This is a genomic window from [Flexibacter] sp. ATCC 35208, from assembly GCF_001975825.1.
GTDB lineage: Bacteria > Bacteroidota > Bacteroidia > Chitinophagales > Chitinophagaceae > Chitinophaga.
Window position 1 is genome coordinate 122,892 of sequence record NZ_MTKN01000018.1, and the last position, 20,854, is coordinate 143,745.

Genomic DNA, 20,854 nt, shown 5'->3' on the forward strand with positions numbered 1-20,854 from the left:
GTATACGTTAATGATAGCAAGGTGCCGGGTCTGGTTTAGCAATACGTTAATGAAAGCAAGGGGACCTGGTTTGGCAATACGTTAATGATAACAAGGTGCCCTGCGGCCAGCAGGGACGGGAAATCCAATTATTTTCATTAAATTAGTTACCCACAAATAACGGAAGCATGAAAATAGGTATCCTGGGCAGCGGCCCCGTCGGCCTTACACTAAGTGAAGGCCTGGTCAGGGCAGGACATGAAGTGATCCTTGGCACCCGTAATCCTTCCAAAGAATCCCTGCAACAATGGATACGAAAAATTGGCAATAATGTGATTGCGGCTCCTTTTCGGGAAGCAGCGGCTCAGGGAGAACTACTCGTCATCTGTACCAGCTGGGCAGGTACCCAAAAAGCCATTGAGGCGGCCGGGTTATGGAATTTCAAAAACAAAGTTGTAGTGGATGTGACGAACCCCCTGGATGGGAAAGGCCCCGATCAGCAGGGAAGGCTGAGTTTTTCTATCGGGCATACCAGCTCTGCGGGGGAGCAGCTGCAAGCGTGGTTGCCACCGGATGCACATGTGGTGAAGGCATTGAGTTGTATCGGGCATGAATCAATGTTCCGGCCACAACATGAGCAGGATGCACCTACCATGTTTATTTGTGGAAATAAACGACAGGCGAAGACGACAGTAACTGAGTTATTACAGCAAATGGGGTGGATTGATATTGTGGATATGGGTAGTATTGAAATGAGCAGGAATATTGAGCCGCTGAGTATTTTGTGGTATGCCTATGGGTTTAGAACAGGGACCTGGCAGCATGGGTTCAGGTTGGTGAAAAGGCCCTCCTGATTGGAAGGCCCTTTATAAACTTATAAACTTTTAAATCAGTTTAGATCTGCTTAACATGTATGTAAAAATTCGGATCTACCTTAAAGTCCTTTTTATTCGACATGGTAAACTGCGTTGATTGCCAATGCTTACCCGGATAAATAAACTGATACCCTCTATCATTCAGTGTCACCTTCACCGGCATATTGAAATTCTCCACATCCGTCACCCACCTGAACTGCAACTCATTCCCATTAAAATGATATTCCAGCGTAGGAATCGTAGTATGCATCAGGTATTGTTCAAACACCTTTGTAAAGTTCATCTGTGTACGGAAATTCAGGTAGTCAAGAATATCCTTCGTCGTCACTGTCTGATGCCAGAACGCCTGGTTCATTCCTCTCAACACATCCCTGAATACATTGTCGTTGTTCACTATCTGGCGAATGGTATGGACCATATTCCCCCCTTTATAGTACATATCCCCACTACCTTCCGCATTCACCCCATATGGCGCAATGATTGGCTCATCATTCCTGATATTCTGCCGTACACCTGTAATATATTCGAAAGCCGCCTTTCTACCGAACTCACATTCAGTATATAATGTCTCTGAATAGTTCGTGAATGCCTCATGGATCCACATATCTGCAATGTCCTTGCTGGTAATGTTGTTTCCAAACCACTCGTGGCCACTCTCATGCACGATGATAAAGTCCCACTTCAAACCCCAGCCGCTGCCGGACAGGTCACGACCTTTATACCCCCAGCCGAAGCCATTACCATAGGCCACACCACTCTGGTGCTCCATGCCTAAATGCGGCGCTTCGATCAGCTTATAGCTATCCTGGTAGAAAGGATATTTACCAAACCAATACTCGAAGCATTGCAGCATTTTCTTCACTTCTTCAAAGTGAATGGTAGCTGTATCTACATTATAATCCAGTACCCAATAGCTCAGGTCCAGTTTACCGCCCTCACCATTGTAGGTATCTTTGATCTCTTTATAGTTGCCGATGTTCAGCGCTACATCATAGTTATTTATCGGGTTGGCCACATACCATATATAGGTATCGGTACCATCTTTATTAGATACTTTTTTCTTCAGACGGCCATTTGACACATCTACAAGGAAGTTCGGCACAGTCACGGCAATCGTCATATCATTCGGTTCATCTGACTGGGTATCCTTGTTAGGCCACCACACGCTTGCACCAGTTCCCTGGCAGGCAGTGGCGATCCATGGACGGCCATCTTTGTCTTTGCGCCAGATGATACCGCCATCCCATGGTGGATTTACAGCAGTCTTAGGACGGCCATGGAAAAAGATCGTTATCTTCTTCGTACTTCCCTTTGGTTGCTGTGCCAGTGTACGCACCATCACCGCATCGCCATCACGCTCGTACGCCAGCTTCTGTTTATCCTGCATGACACTGTCTACTTCCATAGGCAACTGCAGATCTATCTGCATAATGCTATCCGGTTTATTTATAAAGTAGGTAATGATATTATAGCCTCCCAGGGTACTATCTTGTGCGTTTAGCGCCACATGAAGATCGTAGTTCTGAACATCCCACCATTCCCTGGCAGGGGTGATTGAACCACGGAGTGTATCCGCATGGGTGAAGGTCCGCTCCTGGGCGCTAACCGAGAAGGCTGTAGTTATGACCAATAAAAGCAACAGTAAGCCACGCATAGAAATTGATATTTTTATAACGGAAAGATATTAATTTTCAGTTTAATGAGCATACAACGTTTTTTAATAATATGGGCAACTGTATTCCTTTTGAGTAGTTGTCAGACCAAACAGGCTGATAAACGGCAGGTATTCCGGTACAATGTGGTAGACGGTATTGCCACCCTCGATCCGGCATTTGCCAAGAACCAGTCTATCATCTGGGCGGTCAAACAATTATATAATACCCTGGTGGAACCGGATCAGCAATTGCAGATCAGGCCTTCGCTGGCACAAAGCTGGGAAGTATCACCAGATGCAAAGGTGTATACCTTTCACCTGCGCACGGATGTATTCTTTCATGATAATGATGTATTCCCCGGTGGCAAAGGACGGAAGATGATAGCCAGCGATGTGGTGTATAGCTTACATCGTATTATGGACCCGGCTACCGCCTCTGCAGGGGCCTGGATCTTTAATGGCAAAGTCGATAAATACAAGGGCTTTGAAGCCCTGGATGACTCTACCTTCAGACTCACTTTATTGCAACCGTTTCATCCTGTGTTGGGTATTCTCAGTATGCAATATTGCTCTGTTATTCCCCATGAAATCGTTGAGAAGTATGGTAAGGATTTTAGAAAGCATCCCTGTGGTACAGGGCCGTTTCAATTTGATTACTGGGAAGAAGGACAGGCCTTGGTATTACATAAGTTTCCGCATTATTTTGAAAAAGGACTTCCTTATTTAGATGCCGTGAAGATGAGTTTTCTCGATAACAAGGCTACCGAATTCCTGTTATTCCGACAGGGGCAACTGGATTTTATGAATGATATCGATGCGTCTTTTAAAGATGAGGTACTGAATAAGAAGGGAGAGTTAAAAAAGGAGTGGGCCGGAAAGATGATCCTGGATAAGACGCCGCAACTGAATGTAGAATACTTTGGGTTCCTGTTGGATAGTACCAAAATCCGTCAATCGCCTACGCGGTTAAAAAATATCCGCCTCGCCATCAATTATGGTTTTGACAGGGCGAAGATGATCACTTATCTCCGCAATGGTATTGGTACGCCTGCCAATGCAGGATTTATCCCCCAGGGCTTACCTTCATTTGATACAAGTAAAGTAAAAGGATATAATTTTAATCCTGCGAAAGCCAGACAGTTTTTAAAAGAAGCTGGATACCCGGAGGGCAAGGGATTGCCGCCGATCAAGCTATTGTCCATTCCTGTTTATGAAGATTATGCCAACTATGTAGCGAACCAGCTGCAGCAAATAGGTATTACCGTACAGGTAGAGGTATTACAAAAAGCATTGTTGCTGGAGCAAACTGCTAAGTCGGATGCGCTATTCTTCAGAGGTAGCTGGATGGGAGACTATGCAGATGCGGAGAACTACCTTGCCGTATTTTACAGCAAAAACCCGGCGCCACCGAACTATACGAGATATAAAAACCCAGCGTACGATAAACTCTATGAAGCCGCCTTGCAGGAGAATAATGATAGCGTGCGGTACAGCCTTTATAACCAGATGGATAGGATGATAGTGGCAGATGCGCCTGTTGTGCCATTGTTTTATGATGAGGTTATTCACCTGATTCAGCCAAATGTGGAGGGGATGGAAACTAACGGGTTAAATCAGCTGGAATTACGGAAGGTGAGGATAAAGAAATAACGAACTGAGCCAACTCAAATTGCCCGACGTACCTCTTAAATAGTAAATTTTAACATTTTTTTGAGCCTTATGTATGGCCGAATAACCAACTATTGTAAACTATCTATATGGTTATTACGTAATTAATGATAGTATTTATTTTATCTTCGGCCCCTTATTGATCAAAAAAAATTAAAAAGAGTTAATGACGGCGATATTGATATTTTTCTTCGCGCACTGGTTCCTGTCGCTTTTCTTCCATACCTTTTTCCTGCACAGGTATGCATCCCACCAGATGTATACGACCAGCAAGTTCTGGGAAAAAGTATTCTATTTTTCTACCTGGTTTTTCCAGGGAAGTTCTTATCTGGTACCCCGTGCGTATGGTGTGATGCACAGAATGCATCATGAGTTTAGTGATACGGAGGAAGATCCACATTCACCACACTTCTTCAAAGATGTATGGGCTATGATGGTTCACACACGTGAAATGTATAATGATTTTCTGAAGGGAAAGCGGGTGGCTAGTGAAGAGTTTACCAAAGATCCGCTGCCTGTGTGGAATGCGATGGATAAATTCGGGGATAATAATATTACCCGTTTAGCCTGGATGGGTATATATATTGGTTATTATGTAGCGTTTGCACCCAGTTTCTGGTGGTATTTGTTACTGCCTATTCACTTCCTGATGGGTCCTGTACAGGGCGCGGTAGTGAACTGGTGTGGTCATAAATATGGTTATCACAGTTTTGATAATGGGGATCATTCAAGGAACACTTCTCCATGGGGGATCCTGTTGTTAGGTGAGTTGTTCCAGAATAACCACCATAAGTATAAGGATAGTCCGAACTTTGCAAAGAAGTGGTTTGAGTTGGATCCAACTTATCCGGTGATGAGATTGATGCATTTGGTTGGGATTATAAAGATCAAACCCAGAGTAGCTAAGGTAGTGAGTATGAAAGCTGCGGCTTAATTAGATAAAAAGCAAACAAAAAGCGCTTTTGCCTCTGGCAAAAGCGCTTTTTGTTTGGGGGTAAGGCCTGCCGGTGGCTGGAAGGCGTTCATTAGCGAACACGGGTTGTTACGTTTATGAACAAAAGGGGCATTGATTTTTGGTGTAATTATTTGATTATGATTGCAATTTGTTTTTGACCTGCTTTTTGTATTCATCATCCTCTATATTACATTATCATGAATACCCATCTCAAACTTTCTTTTCGTGCACTCTGGGCAAAGAAGTCATTCTCCCTCCTTAACATATTAGGGCTGGCCATCGGCATCGGCGCCAGCTTACTGATCTTTCTCGTGATCCGTAACGAGATGAGCTATGACAACTATCAATCAAAAAGAAACCGCATTTACCGGGTAGTAAGTACCGAACGAAAATTCAGTAATGACGAGATCACTTCGAAATATACTATGGTTGTCATGCCATTGCCTGATGCTTTCAGACAGGAATTTCCACAAATGGAAACAGTGGGTAGAATGCACACGATTGGCGGCGCACAGATATATATACCCGGCAAAAACGGGGCGGAAGAAATGCGGGTAAAAGAAGAGAGCCGTGGCCAATACTTCGTTGAACCTCAATTATTTGACATCTTCGATGTAAAATGGATCATAGGCAATGCGGCAGAAATGAAAATGCCCCATACCGCAGTGATCAGTGAAAGCAGGGCAAAAGCCTATTTTGGCAGTGCACAGGCAGCGATGGGCAAGACCATTCAATTATGGTCATATAGAGTTCCCCTGAGAGTAACGGGTGTATTCAAAGATTTACCCAAAAACACAGATGTTCCTTTCGAACTCGCAGCTTCCTTCGAAACGCTCCTGAGTTTAGGGAATGGTAGTTTGCGCGAAAAGGCGAAAGATAACTGGTCTCATATGATCGGTGGCTCCCAATGTTTTGTGGTATTAAAACCGGGTACTGATCCTAAAAGTATTGCATCTCAATTTCCCCGTTTCGTTACCACCCATTATAAGGAACAGGAGAAAAAACAATATACATATACACAACTCTTTTTGCAGCCGCTGACTGCTATGCACATGGATCCGGAATATGACCTGCCTTATACCAACAGGATCGCTCCCCGTGAAATGTGGTCACTGGCATTGATTGGGGTTTTCCTGCTGCTGGTAGCCTGTATCAATTTTATCAACCTCGCCACCGCCCAGTCAGTGAACAGAGCGAAAGAAGTAGGGGTACGTAAAGCTTTGGGAAGCAATCGGGTGCAATTGCTGAGACAATTTCTGTTTGAAACAGGTCTGATCACTTTGCTGGCCTTGATCATAGGTACTTTCATGGCTGTAGTGGCCCTGCCGTCTATGAGTCATATACTGGGAAAACCAATTGTACTGAACGGATCCAGTCTGCCTGTTATTATCGTGTTTTTAATACTAACAGGTGTCATAGTTACCTTTCTGGCCGGATTTTATCCTGGGTTGGTTTTGTCAGGTTTTAACCCCGTTATGGCACTGAAAAGCAGGATCAGGGCACAGCAAAAAGGCGGTGTATCTCTGCGCAGAGGTCTGGTGATCTTTCAGTTTGTCATTGCTCAATTATTAGTGATCGGTACCATTGTTGTCGTAAAGCAAATGCAATACTTTAGAAACCAGTCTATGGGATTCAGGAAAGAAGCGGTGCTCATGATCGATCTGCCAAGTGATAGCGCATTGAAATTAAAATATCGTTATCTCGAAGACAGGTTTGCAGCATTGCCGGGTGTAAAATCAGTGACACTATGTAATAACGCACCCTCTACCAGGTCAGGATATTATACCAGCATACAGTATGATACCAGGGCTGAAAAGGAAAATTTCAGTGTAAAACAGTTAATGTGTGACTCCGGTTATTATAAAACCTTTGATTTGAAACTGGCGGCAGGCAGGTATATATTTGGGAATGATAGTATGCGGGAGGCGCTGGTGAACGAAACACTGGTGAAGAAACTGGGCTTGAAATCAAATGAAGAGATCATTGGCAAGATGATCACCATCGGAGAAAAAACGATACCAGTGGTGGGGGTGTTGAAAGACTATCACAACAATCCGCTGGATGAGCAGATATGGCCTTCGGTCGTGACTTCAGAATTTAATGCTTACGCTGCCATCGTTGTGAGCATTGATCCGCAACGGGTGATGACCACCGCCGATCAAATCAGAAAGACGTTTACAGCAGTATATCCTACCTATTTATATGACTATGCTTTTATGGATGACCAGATTGCACAGTTCTATGAATCTGCTGCCGTCGTGGAGCAATTGTTTAAAGTCTTTGCCTTCCTGGCGATCCTGATTTCCTGTTTGGGATTATATGGTTTAGTGTCTTTTATGGCGGTGCAAAAGAACAAAGAAGTGGGCATCAGGAAAGTGTTAGGTGCCTCTGTTCAAAGCATATTGTATTTATTTTCAAAGGAATTCACCATCTTAATTGGTGTAGCGTTTCTGGTGGCAGCGCCTTTGGGGTATTTCTTTATGAACAACTGGCTACAGGGGTATTATTATCATATCGAATTGGGCTGGGGGGTATTTGTACTTGCCATAGTTCTATCTATTGTGATTGCCTGGATCACGGTGGGGTATAAAGCGATCAAAGCTGCATTGGCAAATCCGATTAATAGTCTCAGGAGTGAATAAAAAAGGGGGGGGATGTATCATAAGTTACAGAAAGGCCATGAGAATTGCATGTACAAAAATTCTCTACATCCGGTATCCGAATGAAACATTCATGAAAGAGGGAATTCACCAACAGGCATGAAAACCATTTTCAAAGAAAGGGGACGTCCAGAAGACGCCCCCTTTATAAAATTAGAACTTCCCGGAAGTAGCTAACATGTAGAATTTTCCTAAATCAGCCAGCATTTAAAACTTTCTGAAATATCCATACTTCGCCATTTCCAACATCGGCTTATCTCCATTCGTATCTCCATAAGCATAAATATCATCATATCCATTCAGGTCAAATGTCTGCTTAATCCGTTCCACCTTTTCAGGGCCATTGCAATTCAACCCTTGTATCTTTCCAGTAATCAATGCATTGCGCACTTCTAACCGGGTACCGATACAAACAATTCCCAGACTGCTACACCATGGTTCCACCCATTCTTCTGCCGAAGCAGTCACAACTGCAACCTGATGTCCTTGTAACAGGTGCTGTCGAATCGCCTGCAGGGCATTCTCCTTCACCAGCTCAGGCAATTTTTCTGCACAAAACGCTGCACATTTATCCCGAAAAGTATCTACCTGTGTTCCTCCAAAGAAAAACCGAAATACCATTTCCTTCATTCGTTGAGTGGAAATCAGGTTCATCTTAAAAGCCACTAAGGCAGGGGAGAGCAGGGCCATTCCAATATTCAAAACAGCACTACCTTTATGAAAACGGATGATCTCAAAGAGCGTATCCTTTGTTGTGATCGTCCCATCAAAATCAAAAAATGCGATGGATGGCTTCATTATAATTTTAGTTTTTTGAAAATGCCTTCCGGTATCGACTTGATGATGAGCATGATATATCGCCAGAACCACTTAGTGTAAAGAACATTTTTCTTTTTGACAGCGGCCTTATATACATCTTTTGCCACAGCTTGTGGCTGTGCCGTCAGCAATGGCGGCATCTTCAGGTGTTCCGTCATACGGGTATACACGAAACCCGGTTTTACAGTCAGTACGTGCACGCCCTTGTGAAAGAGCCGGTTGCGCAAACCACTGAGGTAAGTTGTGAAACCAGCTTTGGAACTACCATATATATAATTGCTCTGACGACCACGTTCGCCTGCTACAGAACTGATACCCACGATGGTACCCGTACCTTTTGCAGCATAATCGTCCGCCACTATATTTAAGATAGACACCGCTCCGGTGAAATTGGTATGAATAATACGGGCAGCTTCTGACCAGTTGGATTGTGCCTTTTCCTGTTCGCCAAGGTAGCCAAACACGCAGATCGTGATATCTGGTTTAACGGGCAGCCCTGCATAAAAAGCAGCATGACTATCAAAATCCGTCGCATCGAATGCAAAGCTTTCGGCCTTGATATGATAGCGAATTTGTAGATCCTGTTGTAACGGGTAGAGGGAATCAACGTTTCGGGCGGCCAGCTGGAGATCGTATTTCCCGCCGGCATAGTGTCTGGCAATAGCTACGGCCATGTCAGACCCCGCGCCCAATATGAGTGCAGTAGGCATATTCTAATGTTCGGTTAAGACGGTGAAATTAATCAATTGATACCCAGTCGTTCAGACTGTACAGAATGGAAGATATTATCACCATTATAAGCTTTTACAATTTCTGCAAATCGCTGTGCATTGGGATAACTCTGCCAGAATACTTCTTTCTTCATCCGGGCATCTTTGGAAAGGTACAACCTTCCACCGTATTGGAGTACCACAGCATCCAGTTCATCCAGGAATGCAAAGAGTCCTTTGCGCACCGGGAAGTCCAGCGCCAGGGTATACCCTTGTCTTGGAAATGAGATCAGGTCGTCCTGGTGACCAAATACTTTCAGTACCGCCAGGAAAGAACCCAATCCTGCATCGCTGATGCGCTTCAGGATTTCCACGAGACCTTCCTTCTTATCCAATGGCAGCACGAACTGGTATTGTACAAATCCAGCTTTGCCATAACCACGGTTCCAGTGCAAAATTGCATCCAGCGGGTAGAAGAATGGTTCGTAAGGGATCACATTGTTAATCTCCCTTTTGGTATTCTTTGCATAATACAACCAGTTGAAGGCCTTCACCGTCAATGTGTTAAGGGCAAATGATGGGAAATTGAATGGAACTGACAGGGGGCGTTTCTCAGGCAGGTTCAAAAGGGCTGCCTGTTGCTGGGCATTCAGTTCCTCCTTTGTAGCATGTTCACCTACGATGAGTATACCACGGCCAAAACTATCGCCTTTCTGCAGGCAATCGATCCAGGCCATGCTGTAGGTATACTGATTATATTCTTCAAAGAGGCGGATCAATTCGTCCAGATTTTTGGCTTTGATCTGCTTCTGTTTGATATACGCAGTTTCAACTTTCTTGAGGCCAAACTTCACACGGGTAATAATGCCGGTTAGTCCCATACCACCGCAGGTAGCCCAGAACAGGTCGGGCAATTTGTCCTTCGAGCAGGTAAGGGTTTCCTTTTTACCAGTGATAACGTCCATATCGATGATGTGGTTCGAGAACGAGCCTTCCGCATGATGGTTCTTACCATGAACATCGGAAGCTACAGCACCACCTACGGTAATAAACTTTGTACCGGGTGTGACAGGGAGGAACCAGCCTTCAGGCACTACGATCCTGAGGATCTGGTCTAAAGTGATACCCGACTGGCATTCAAAGACGCCGGTCTCAGTATCGAACTGCAACACCTTGTCAAACTTAAGAGTGGAAATACTATTAGTAGCCAGCGAGGCGTCACCATAGCAGCGGCCGTTGCCGCGGGCAATGATGGAAGAATGTGAGGAAATCATGTCCTCAACCTGATCTACCTGCGTAAATGTTGTCTCATCGCAGGAGATGATGGGGTAGTTGCCCCAGTTTGCTAACCGTTTTTCCATTACTCAAAAAAACTTTTGTTAGTGGGTAAATAAATAAGCACATAAAAACTCAGCACCCACAGGAGTATGGTTAATTGTATGAAACGGTCTTTGTATAGGATTTTGGTAGGAGAACCTGTATTGTTCTCTACATATGTTATTTGCAAATATCGTAATAATCCGCCAATTACGAACAGGCAGGTATAGTAAAGACGGTATGTCTTGAAGCGGATCATGGTTTCTGGTGCCATGGTATACATGAGGTAAGCCACTATGATCACGGCCGAAACCAGTGCCAGCATGACGTTCATGAAGTCCAGGTTGTAACCGGCGGCGGCTTTTCGCATTTCCTGGCCAGTGCTGGTTTTGATCAGCACATCGTCGCGGCGTTTGGCTACGGCCATAAAAAGTGCCAGCAGGAATACCATTATCATGAGCCATTCAGATACCGCTACATTGGCAGCCACCCCGCCTGCCTTGACACGCAATACAAAGCCGATGGATAGTATCAGGATGTCGAGGATACTGATGTTTTTTAATCCGAAGGAGTATAGCAGGTTGATAATGAAGTAAATACCTGTTACAAACAGGAATTTGGGTTTCACATACCACGCTAATAAACCTCCTATCAGCAGGCAAAGTACAAAGAATACGAGCGCCATTGGTTTGGAGACAGCACCTGATGCAATAGGGCGTTTGCACTTAACAGGATGGCGACGATCGGCCTCCACATCATTATAATCATTGATAATGTAAATACTACTGGCGATGAGACTAAATGCAAAGAAACCGAGGAGTACTTCGACAACTTTGGCATAGTCGAAAATTTCGCCAGCAAAGAAAAGGGGTATGTATAAAAACAGATTTTTTGCCCAATGGGAGGGTCTTAATAATTTTAAATATTGCACGGGGATAAGTTCTTAATAACCGTGCCAATATACGATGGTTTATGGAACAACTGCGTGAAAAAAAGCAATTTTACGGTTAATTCTCCTATTTTTGGTCCGTTCAATACAATTTTACACTCGTTTTTATCCCCGTTTTTGTATGCCGTCAACTTATGCTCCGTTCAGCCGAAAGAGCGCTTTTGTTACAGAAATTGTAATCATTATCGGCCTGGCGTTGTTCCCCCTTTTCGTTCCCTTACCATACAGGGTCAATATCTTTTTGTCCTGGGAAGGGGCTTATCGTATTTCCCAGGGTCAGGTACCTTATCGTGATTTTGGGTTGCCATTAGGGTATGGTTTCTGGATTGTACCTGCATTGTTTTTTAAAATCTTTGGGCCGCAACTGGTGACTTTGGTGAAGGCGCAGGTGTTTATGAACATTCTGGCAGGGATCTCTTTCAGGTCTATCCTGAAAAGTCTGGATGTAAAACCGGTGATAAGGATCCTTTCTGTGTTGTTGTTTGTCCTGTCGTATTCTTTCTTCAATTTCTGGCCATGGTACAACCAGACGGTGATTGTGTATGAGTTGGTCGGACTGGCGTTTTTGTTCCGTTTCCTGATGGGACCACAGGGCCGGGTTAAGTTCCTGCATCTTTTTTTAGCCGCCCTGTTCACCTTCCTGTCGTTCTTTACCAAACAGGATGGCGGTGGTCTGGCATTGTTGCTGTCGCTGGCGTTGTTGACCTATAATAGCTTAAATCAGAAGCGCTTATGGGATGTACCTTTATTTGTTGCTTTCTATGGTATAGTAGCTGCGATCTTTATTGGTCCGTTTATTCACTATGGATTTGGATACTGGTTTAACCACGGACAGGCGCCGCATAATAGTCGTTTGTCATTGTATGATATTGTGTCAGAAGTGTTGTACCAGTCACAATGGATTAAGTTCTATATCGTGATGATGGTGATCGTGTTGCTGCCTGCGTTTAAACAATTCAAAGCTTACTGGCAGGATAGACAGGCAATGCTGTTTACGCTGTTAACTTTAGGTATACTGGCAGAATCGGCTATCTTTCAGGTAACTAGCTACACCCCGCCTGATAATAATATCTTCTTCCATGCATTCGCATTTGCATTTATTGCGTCCCGCTTAGTGGATCAGTTGCACATTGACCTGAGTAGAAAACCGGCATTTGCAGGTGCGGCATTACTTGTGTTGCTATGGTGGTCAGGTACCTTCTGGAAATATATGGATAAGGTAACGAGCCGGTTGTTACCACACGATGAATCGGTGAATAAACTACCGGCGTTACATGCGGATACCTCTTTTGCCGCATTTGAGCCAATGGTGAGTAAAACGGGGGAGAATGTGGTGTCTCGTAACAACTATATGATCGAATGGGATACGACAGATGTTCCGACTTCCAAATGGGTGTTCTCTGATCTGAAAGCATTTAAAGGAATTTATATGCCGCCACAAACGGTGGAGGGCATGCGGAAACTGATGGATATGCCTGTGGTGAAGAATAATAAAGGACATCTTAAAGTATTGAACATGACTGAGTTAACTCCGTTGGCCGCAGAAATGCCTTATACCCCGGAAACGGGTAGCGATAGTCCGCTCTGGTATCATTTGGGTGTAGGGATGTTCAATAAACAGCTGAGTGTGTTTACCCAAAAGGTGAGGAACCAGTATTATGATGTGGTGTTGTATGAATATGCGCCGGAGAATAATAACTTCTTCCCGTTTGCTTTGCGGTATGAGCTGGAGGCGCATTATAAGAAAGCGGATGTGTTTTTGGCGCCGAGAAGGCCAACGCATGCCATTATAGAGGTGTATGTGAAAGAGTAACAATGGTTAAATGAATTTTGAAGAGCTTGTATCCGGTGGATGCAGGCTCTTTCTTTGAAAATGGTTTTCATTCCCCGTTGGTAAATTCCCTCTTTCTTGAATGTTTTATTAGGTTGAAATGCTAAATATTTTAGTATTTTTGACTAAAGTGATTGTCATGCAGGAAAGAGTTCATGAAAAACTATCCATACTGGCGGACGCTGCCAAATACGATGTGAGTTGTGCAAGCAGTGGCAGCGACCGGAAAAATACAAACAAGGAGCTTGGCAATGCCCATCCAGGTATGGGTATTTGCCATTCTTATACACCCGATGGGCGATGTATCTCTCTCTTAAAAATCCTGTTAACCAATTACTGCATTTACGATTGTGCTTATTGCGTATCCCGCAAGAGCAACGATATCAAAAGGGCGGCCTTTACTGTACAGGAGGTCGTGGATCTGACGATCAATTTTTACCGAAGGAATTATATAGAAGGGCTTTTCCTCAGCTCGGGGATATTTAAAAACCCGGATTATACAATGGAACGTATGGTGAGGATTGCCAAGGACCTGAGAACCATACACAAGTTCAATGGCTACATCCATCTCAAAGCCATTCCCGGTGCCAGCGATGAACTGATGAAGGAAGCAGGTATGTATGCTGACCGGTTGAGTGTCAACCTGGAACTACCTACTGAGGAAGGACTAAAATTATTAGCACCTGAGAAGAAGCGGGCTGATATGATCCAGCCTATGAACTTTCTCAAAAATGAAATTATCCGGCTGGATGATGAACGCAAGGTGCTAAAAAAGGTACCCACATTTGTACCCGCGGGCCAAAGCACACAGGTCATAGTGGGAGCAGGGAAGGAAACGGATAAGGATATCGTACACCTGGCCTCCCGGTTTTACCAGCAGTTTAAGTTGAAGCGGGTGTATTATTCCGGTTATGTACCCATCAGTAACGATGCCCGCTTACCAGGTTTACAAAGTCAGGTACCCATGATGAGAGAGAACCGGTTATACCAGGCGGACTGGTTAATGCGGTTTTATGGGTTCAATGCACATGAGTTACTAAATGACGCTAATCCTCACCTTGATACTGAGATAGACCCGAAATTATCCTGGGCATTGCGGAACATGCACTTTTTCCCGATAGATATCAATACGGCCGATAAAATGCTGATTGCCAGAATTCCGGGCATCGGTATGAACAGCGTGAACAAGATCATCGCTGCCCGTACTTTTAGTGCGCTGGGGTGGGATCAGTTACAGCAAATGGGGGTTCAATTAAACCGTGCTAAGTACTTCATTACGTGCAAGAAAGGTGCGATGGAGAAGAAGGATTATACTTCCGGACAGATCAGGCGACAGATCTTACATCAGTCACATAGTAAGTACCTAAAACTACATACTCCTCAACTTTCTTTATTCTGATATGGAGATTTATCTATATGATGGTTCGTTTGAAGGATTCTTAACGGCCGTGTTCGATAGTTATAAAAAACAGGGGGTGATCAGGAAGGAAAATGCCTTCGTTCCGGACATGTTTGCTACCACAATTTCAGTACAAACCGACCTGGAAAAGGCAGATCGGGTCTGGATGGGCCTTAGCAAAAAACTATCAGCAGATGGGTTGCATCAGTTTTTCGCTGCTTTTCTCTCAGAAATAGATGTTATTGAAGATCAATTGTTAAACTATGCGCGTTATATATTTGATAACCAGTTGAGTATAGAGCATGATTTCGGTAATGCTTTTGTGCTGTTTGTTGCCCAGACGGCTCGCAAGGTGCATAGAGAGAAGCATCGAATGGAGGCTTTTGTACGGTTTCAATTGACGAAAGATGGTATTTATTTCAGCCTGGTTGCCCCGGACTATAATGTGCTTCCTTTAATCATCCGGCACTTTAAAGAGCGATATGCAGATCAGCGTTGGATGATTTATGACAGGGTGAGGAACTATGGAATTTATTATGATTTGGAGAAGGTGGATACTATTTGGATGGAGATGGATAAACAGGAGGGGATTTGGGATCCGAATGAAAATGACTACCAGGCATTGTGGCAAACTTATTATAAAGGGGCGAATATCGCGGGTAGGGTAAACAGGAAATTGCAGTTACAGCATATGCCTAAAAGGTATTGGAAGTATTTGCCGGAATTGCGATAAATCGCTCCTCATTTATTTGAGGGTTGGGTAGCTTCTGTATTTATTATGACTTATCAATAGGCTGAATGTTGCCCATTTTCCTTAATCAACTAATCAAATAAACTCAGCTGGTTGTTGTTATGAATATGCCCATTTCCCTTAATCAACTAATCAAATAGACTCAACTGGTTGTTATTATGACCATGCCCATTTCCCTTAATCAACTAATCAAATAGACTCAGCTGGTTGTTTTTGGGGGGCGGTTTCTCCTTCCCAAATATCGTTCTCCCTCCATGTCTCCATGAATCTTTCCGCTCCCGCTCAACCACCTCATCAAACCGCTCGTTCGGTATAAAATCCTTTTCCAATTGTTGTGACAACACCGACAACTTCCTGATCGCATCCTGCTTATCATTCTGCCCAATTTTCGCCTTATTCACCGCCTCCCGCATCACACTGATCGTTTCATCATACACATTCACCGGCACTGGAAACGGATGTCCATCCTTTCCACCATGTGCAAATGAAAACCTGGCCGGGTCGGTAAACCTGGAAGGGGTACCATGTATCACCTCACTTACCAAAGTCAGCGATTGCAATGTTCTCGGACCCACACCTTCCATTAGTAACAGCGTCTCAAAATCCATCACCTGTCTTTCATGGGCCACCGCCAGCACGGCACCTAACCTTTTCAAATCCACATTCTCCGCCCGCACATCATGGTGCGAAGGCATGGTGAGCTTCCGGATCTCCGGCAATAGCTGTTCAGGTGAAGCCTTTACCAGTTCAATGAGCCCCTCCTTCGTCGGCATAGCCGCCTTGTCAGTCAGGTTCAAAATCAGTCCCTGGTTCTTACCATATATAAAGGAATGCGGTGTCTCTGTAAAATTGCGCACCGTTGCCGAATGCCAGTGGTACCTACGCGCCATGCCATTTCCATCATTCATGCCTTGCTGTACCACTGCCCAATCTCCTTCACTGGAAACAATAAAGGAGTGGAGATATAACTGAAAGCCGTCCTGCATGGCTGTATTATCTACCTTAGCCGCCAGCTTACTATGTCTTACCAATTCATGGCCCGGTAACCCGGTTTTGTCTGCAATGATGAGCAACTCCTGCGGTGTGGCCCGGGAATGCTTTCCTTTACCACCACAGATATATATACCCAGTTCATGCGCCTTAGGGTTTAATGCCTTTTTCAAAGCCCCCATCACAGAAGTCGTGATCCCCGAAGAATGCCAGTCCATTCCCAATACACATCCCAATGCCTGAAACCAGCAGGGATCGCTCAATCGTCTTAATACCTCCGCCTTACCATAGTCAGCGACAATAGTTTCAATAATAGCCCCACCCAGCAGGCTCATTCTGGCAGCCAGCCAGGGTGGTACTGACCCATAATGTAATGGAAGATCCGCATACGCACGTGACATAGTCTACAATGGATTTATTTGCATTTCGAATTGACAAATGTCGGGATTATTCTGAAGGTAATGACTCATTTCTTTCATATCCGCCGGGTTGCCTTTGATTTCAAACCGGTTTTCAACGATGTTTTGATTACGAGACACCATCAAATGGCTGTGGATCACATTAAAACGCTTAAAAATGGACGGGAAATCAAGTTCCTTCGTCTGAGAAACATCAAAGGAGATGGACACCATTTTCTTCTGCCTGATCTTTGAAATCCTCCTTTCAATCACTTTCAAACCCTGCAGGACGATCAGCACCAATATGAGTGCAATTGTCACCAACGTATAGTGACCCATGCCCACCCCAATTCCCAGTGCGGCTGCTATCCAAATGGTAGCAGCGGTCGTAATACCATCAATACTGTAAGTGCCTTTGAAAATAACCCCCGCACCGATAAAACCCACACCGGTGAGAATATTGGAAGCCACCCGATCCGGACTTCCCGGCATCCCCAATTCCACCGAAAGAATGGTGAACAGGGTACTACCCACACAAATCAGCGTGAGTGTGCGCATCCCCGCCGCCTTGTGATGAAATTCCCGCTCCATACCCAAAAGGGCTCCTGTGACACAGGAAACTACTACTTTGAGTACAGTAGGCAGCTCAATTAATTGAAATAAAACGTTTTCCATAACCTGTGCTAATTAATGAGGTGCGCGTTGGCACAATTATTTCGAATAAAAGGAGTATTCAACATTATTTGTTCATCCTGACAATCTGGTTAATCATGAAAATGCAAAAAAAAGACCTGGGCACACAAGCGATCAATTTCCGTCTCGCAGTTTGTAAAGTTTGTATAACCGCCTGTTTTGCTATAGCGTTCAGCCTCTTTCTCTTTGCGTGTGAAAGCGGCAAAGGTACGGGGTCTAATGATAGCAGCGCAACTTCTGTAAGTAATGATACGACTACCACTACACCAATAGATACAGCGACTATGCCAGTTGATTCATCCGCACATCCCGATTCAACAATGAATCACTAAGCTGATGCGTTTACGCTACTAATTGTGGAAAATAATTCCTTCGAAAATATTGATATTCTTTATAATATAAAATAATTGTATGAAAAAGGTATATATTATTTTAATAGCCGGAGGTGCATTCATTGCATCGTGTGGAAATGGTAAAAACTCCGGTACTGATTCTACTACAACAACTGTAGATACTTCGATGACCGGTATCAACCCTGATACGATCCCGGCGGCAGATGTGCCGGCAGGCGCGCCAAATCCGGGAGAGGATTCATCCCGCTATGGCACCGGTACACAGGACAGCTCTAGAAACAGAAGGCCCCAGTAAGTAAATGATAAATGACGGAACCCTCCGTCATTTATCATTTATAGCCGGCCATAATTGACAATAAATACAAGTGAATTTGGTTAATAGGCGCTTCTGCTTCGGTGGGAGCGCCTTGCTTTTGGAAATTTCCCCCCATATTTGTACAATATTTACTTCTCCACCCCGTCATAACCTATATCAGCTCCCTGTAATTTAAAATTGTACTTCGTAATTAATTCTATGGAACAACACCAGAACGTTAAGAAAGCATCGTTTAAAAAGACCTTTCGCTTATATAAATACATCAGGCCCTATTGGCCCATGTTCAGCGTAGGCATGTTATTATTATTTATTACCAGTTTATCGAACCTCGCATTTCCACGTTTATTGGGCGACCTGGTAGACAATGGTTCTCATTCGAAAGACATTTCGGCAATCAACCACACGGGACTATGGCTTATAGGGTTACTTTTAGTGCAGGGCATCCTGGGGTATTTTAGGATCAACATTTTTGTCCGGGTCACGGAACGCTCGCTGGCTTCCCTTCGCCAGCATGTGTACAACCACCTGATCCGCCTGCCCATGAGTTTTTTCCTGAACCGCAGGGTGGGAGAACTGGGCAGCCGTATTTCTTCTGACATCTCTCTGCTACAAGAGACGTTTACTACCACCGTCGCCGAATTTATCCGGCAGATCATTATTATTGTAGGGGGTATCGCATTGCTGGTACATACTTCTGCACAGCTGACCGTGCTGATGCTGGGCACCCTGCCGGTAATTGTAATCCTTGCCTGGTTGTTTGGCCGCGTGGTGCGCAAATATTCCAAACAGGCTCAGAGCCAGGTAGCAGAAGCGAATACCATTGTGGAAGAAACCCTGCAGGGGATATTGAATGTAAAGGCATTCGCCAATGAGTTTTTTGAAATGCGGCGATACCAGCACAAAACTGCTGAAGTAGCAAAAACCGGTATTAAGACGGGTACTTACCGGGGCGCATTTGCCGCCTTTATGATCCTGGGCGTATTTGGAGCAATCGTCGCAGTGATATGGAGAGGTGCGGTATTGATTGCTATGGGTACCCTGCAGCCAGGCTTACTGATCTCCTTTGTTTTGTACTCTACCTTTATTGGTGCATCTGTAGCCGGACTGGCTGAAGTATATGCCACCATTCAAAAGACCCTGGGTGCTACCGAACACCTGCTGGAAATTCTCGACGAACCGGCAGAACCTATTACCGATAGTGCGCTGATTGCTGAAAAAGATCACCTGAATGGGGAAATCTCTTTCAATCACCTCGCTTTCCGCTACCCATCCAGGGACGACCTGAATGTATTGCAGGATATCTCTTTCGACATCGAAGCCGACCAGCAAATAGCTTTGGTAGGCCCAAGTGGTGCAGGCAAGAGTACCATCGCCTCTTTATTATTAAGATTGTATGAACCGGCCGGCGGCAGCATCTCATTCAATGGCCGTGATGCGGCAGACTTCCCATTGTCTGCATTGAGGAGCCAGATGGCTATCGTACCACAGGATGTATTTCTATTTGGCGGCACCATCCGCGAAAACATCGCTTATGGCAAACCGGAGGCCACCCCGGACGAAATCATCGCCGCGGCAAAACAAGCTAACGCGTGGGAATTTATACAACGCTTCCCGGAAGGACTGGATACCGTAGTAGGAGAGAGAGGTATTCAATTATCCGGCGGACAGCGGCAAAGGATTGCCATTGCCCGGGCTGTGCTGAAAGATCCAAGGATCCTGATACTGGACGAAGCGACATCTGCACTGGATTCTGAGTCAGAAAAGCTGGTGCAGGATGCACTCGAAAAACTGATGCGCGGTCGTACTTCAATAGTAATTGCCCTCAGGCTGGCGACTGTACGCCAGGCAGATAAGATTATCGTGCTGGATAAAGGCCGCATTATAGAGCAGGGCACGCACCAGGAATTGCTCACGCTAGATGGGGGATTATATAAAAGCCTGAGTGAAATGCAGTTCACCCATTGATCCCATATAAGAAAGATGCAGTGCAAACTGCATCTTTCTTATATATTAGAGATAAGGCTTCATCTCTTCTTCAATATTCATTCTCAATGCCATGAGCTTTTTAGCATAAGCTTCCATTTCAAGTGCGGCAGGTGTTTCGGGATGCCATTTGGGTACGGGCACCGTCTTGCCGTTATCATCTACGGCAGCGAACACCATTACACAGTGGGTAGTTTTGATCCTGTCATGCTGGCGGGGATTGCCTGCTGACACGTTGATGGCGATATGCATACTGGTGTTACCGGTGTATATCACAGTCGCATTAATTTCTACCATGTCGCCTATCTGGATAGGACGGATAAAACGAATACCCCCAACATACACGGTCACACAATACTGACCGCTCCAATTAGCTGCACATGCATATCCTGCCTGGTCAATCCATTTCATCACGGCGCCCCCGTGAACCTTTCCGCCGAAATTAACATCCGATGGCTCTGCGAGGAAACGCAGGGTCACTGTGTTACTGATTGTATCTATCATAGTGCGCGATTTGAATATTGCAAGATACTCATAGAAGTTGTTTACACTTT

Annotated in this window: 18 protein-coding genes; 10 read left to right on the plus strand and 8 right to left on the minus strand. The window is 44.7% G+C overall.

Features of this window, described 5'->3' with window-relative positions:
* Positions 1-167 precede the first annotated feature (167 nt).
* The gene (locus BW716_RS13525) at positions 168-833 is read left to right on the plus strand and encodes an NADPH-dependent F420 reductase (protein WP_083723098.1); all 666 of its coding nucleotides are present in this window, start codon (positions 168-170) and stop codon (positions 831-833) included.
* Between the two features lie 40 nt (positions 834-873).
* Here BW716_RS13525 and BW716_RS13530 read toward each other — a convergent pair whose 3' ends face one another.
* Positions 874-2,508, minus strand: a complete 1,635-nt coding sequence (locus BW716_RS13530) for a M1 family metallopeptidase (RefSeq protein WP_083723099.1) — start codon at positions 2,506-2,508, stop codon at positions 874-876.
* A gap of 45 nt (positions 2,509-2,553) precedes the next feature.
* Between BW716_RS13530 and BW716_RS13535 the strand changes: the two genes are divergently transcribed.
* The 3 genes from BW716_RS13535 (at position 2,554) to BW716_RS13545 (ending at position 7,773) form a co-directional block, all read left to right on the plus strand.
* Positions 2,554-4,158, plus strand: coding sequence for an ABC transporter substrate-binding protein (locus BW716_RS13535; protein ID WP_083723100.1), 1,605 nt, complete (start codon positions 2,554-2,556; stop codon positions 4,156-4,158).
* 184 nt (positions 4,159-4,342) lie between these two features.
* Positions 4,343-5,110: an acyl-CoA desaturase gene (locus BW716_RS13540; protein WP_083723101.1), complete on the plus strand. Its 768-nt coding sequence runs from the start codon at positions 4,343-4,345 to the stop codon at positions 5,108-5,110.
* A 218-nt stretch (positions 5,111-5,328) separates the two neighbouring features.
* Positions 5,329-7,773, plus strand: coding sequence for an ABC transporter permease (locus BW716_RS13545; RefSeq protein WP_083723102.1), 2,445 nt, complete (start codon positions 5,329-5,331; stop codon positions 7,771-7,773).
* A 225-nt stretch (positions 7,774-7,998) separates the two neighbouring features.
* Here BW716_RS13545 and BW716_RS13550 read toward each other — a convergent pair whose 3' ends face one another.
* The 4 genes from BW716_RS13550 to BW716_RS13565 are packed head-to-tail and all read right to left on the minus strand — an operon-like array spanning position 7,999 to position 11,568.
* Positions 7,999-8,589, minus strand: a complete 591-nt coding sequence (locus BW716_RS13550) for an HAD family hydrolase (protein WP_083723103.1) — start codon at positions 8,587-8,589, stop codon at positions 7,999-8,001.
* On the minus strand, positions 8,589-9,320 hold the full coding sequence (locus BW716_RS13555) for an SDR family oxidoreductase (RefSeq protein ID WP_083723104.1): 732 nt from the start codon (positions 9,318-9,320) through the stop codon (positions 8,589-8,591). The genes BW716_RS13550 and BW716_RS13555 overlap by 1 nt, the downstream gene beginning before the upstream one ends.
* A gap of 32 nt (positions 9,321-9,352) precedes the next feature.
* A complete protein-coding gene (locus BW716_RS13560) occupies positions 9,353-10,681 on the minus strand; it encodes an FAD-binding oxidoreductase (protein ID WP_083723105.1) in 1,329 nt (442 codons plus the stop codon).
* Positions 10,681-11,568 carry a decaprenyl-phosphate phosphoribosyltransferase gene (locus BW716_RS13565; protein ID WP_083723106.1) on the minus strand — a complete coding sequence of 296 codons (888 nt, stop codon included), beginning with the start codon at positions 11,566-11,568 and terminating at the stop codon, positions 10,681-10,683. Before BW716_RS13565 ends, BW716_RS13560 begins: the two co-directional genes overlap by 1 nt.
* A gap of 139 nt (positions 11,569-11,707) precedes the next feature.
* Here BW716_RS13565 and BW716_RS13570 point away from each other — a divergent pair, with 139 nt between their 5' ends.
* The 3 genes from BW716_RS13570 to BW716_RS13580 all read left to right on the plus strand — a co-directional run bounded on the left by BW716_RS13570 (position 11,708) and on the right by BW716_RS13580 (position 15,549).
* Complete coding sequence (locus BW716_RS13570; protein WP_083723107.1) at positions 11,708-13,399, plus strand: hypothetical protein; 1,692 nt, start codon at positions 11,708-11,710, stop codon at positions 13,397-13,399.
* Positions 13,400-13,556: 157 nt separating this feature from the next.
* Positions 13,557-14,816 carry a putative DNA modification/repair radical SAM protein gene (locus BW716_RS13575; RefSeq protein ID WP_083723108.1) on the plus strand — a complete coding sequence of 420 codons (1,260 nt, stop codon included), beginning with the start codon at positions 13,557-13,559 and terminating at the stop codon, positions 14,814-14,816.
* A gap of 1 nt (position 14,817) precedes the next feature.
* The gene (locus BW716_RS13580) at positions 14,818-15,549 is read left to right on the plus strand and encodes a TIGR03915 family putative DNA repair protein (RefSeq protein WP_083723109.1); all 732 of its coding nucleotides are present in this window, start codon (positions 14,818-14,820) and stop codon (positions 15,547-15,549) included.
* Between the two features lie 203 nt (positions 15,550-15,752).
* On the opposite strand, the gene BW716_RS13585 is transcribed toward BW716_RS13580, so the two are convergent.
* Both BW716_RS13585 and BW716_RS13590 read right to left on the minus strand, forming a co-directional pair.
* Positions 15,753-16,958: a DUF763 domain-containing protein gene (locus BW716_RS13585; RefSeq protein ID WP_083723110.1), complete on the minus strand. Its 1,206-nt coding sequence runs from the start codon at positions 16,956-16,958 to the stop codon at positions 15,753-15,755.
* A gap of 3 nt (positions 16,959-16,961) precedes the next feature.
* Positions 16,962-17,630, minus strand: coding sequence for an MgtC/SapB family protein (locus tag BW716_RS13590; RefSeq protein ID WP_083723111.1), 669 nt, complete (start codon positions 17,628-17,630; stop codon positions 16,962-16,964).
* A 95-nt stretch (positions 17,631-17,725) separates the two neighbouring features.
* Here BW716_RS13590 and BW716_RS13595 point away from each other — a divergent pair, with 95 nt between their 5' ends.
* From BW716_RS13595 to BW716_RS13605, 3 genes are all read left to right on the plus strand, one after another.
* A complete protein-coding gene (locus BW716_RS13595) occupies positions 17,726-17,980 on the plus strand; it encodes a hypothetical protein (protein WP_083723112.1) in 255 nt (84 codons plus the stop codon).
* Between the two features lie 79 nt (positions 17,981-18,059).
* Complete coding sequence (locus BW716_RS13600) at positions 18,060-18,296, plus strand: hypothetical protein (protein ID WP_083723113.1); 237 nt, start codon at positions 18,060-18,062, stop codon at positions 18,294-18,296.
* 219 nt (positions 18,297-18,515) lie between these two features.
* Entirely contained in the window at positions 18,516-20,282 is a 1,767-nt protein-coding gene (locus tag BW716_RS13605) for an ABC transporter ATP-binding protein (protein ID WP_083723114.1), read from the plus strand.
* Positions 20,283-20,327: 45 nt separating this feature from the next.
* Here the strand turns inward: BW716_RS13605 and BW716_RS13610 are convergent.
* On the minus strand, positions 20,328-20,854 hold a 527-nt coding region (locus BW716_RS13610; RefSeq protein ID WP_235643683.1), incomplete at its 5' end, for an acyl-CoA thioesterase.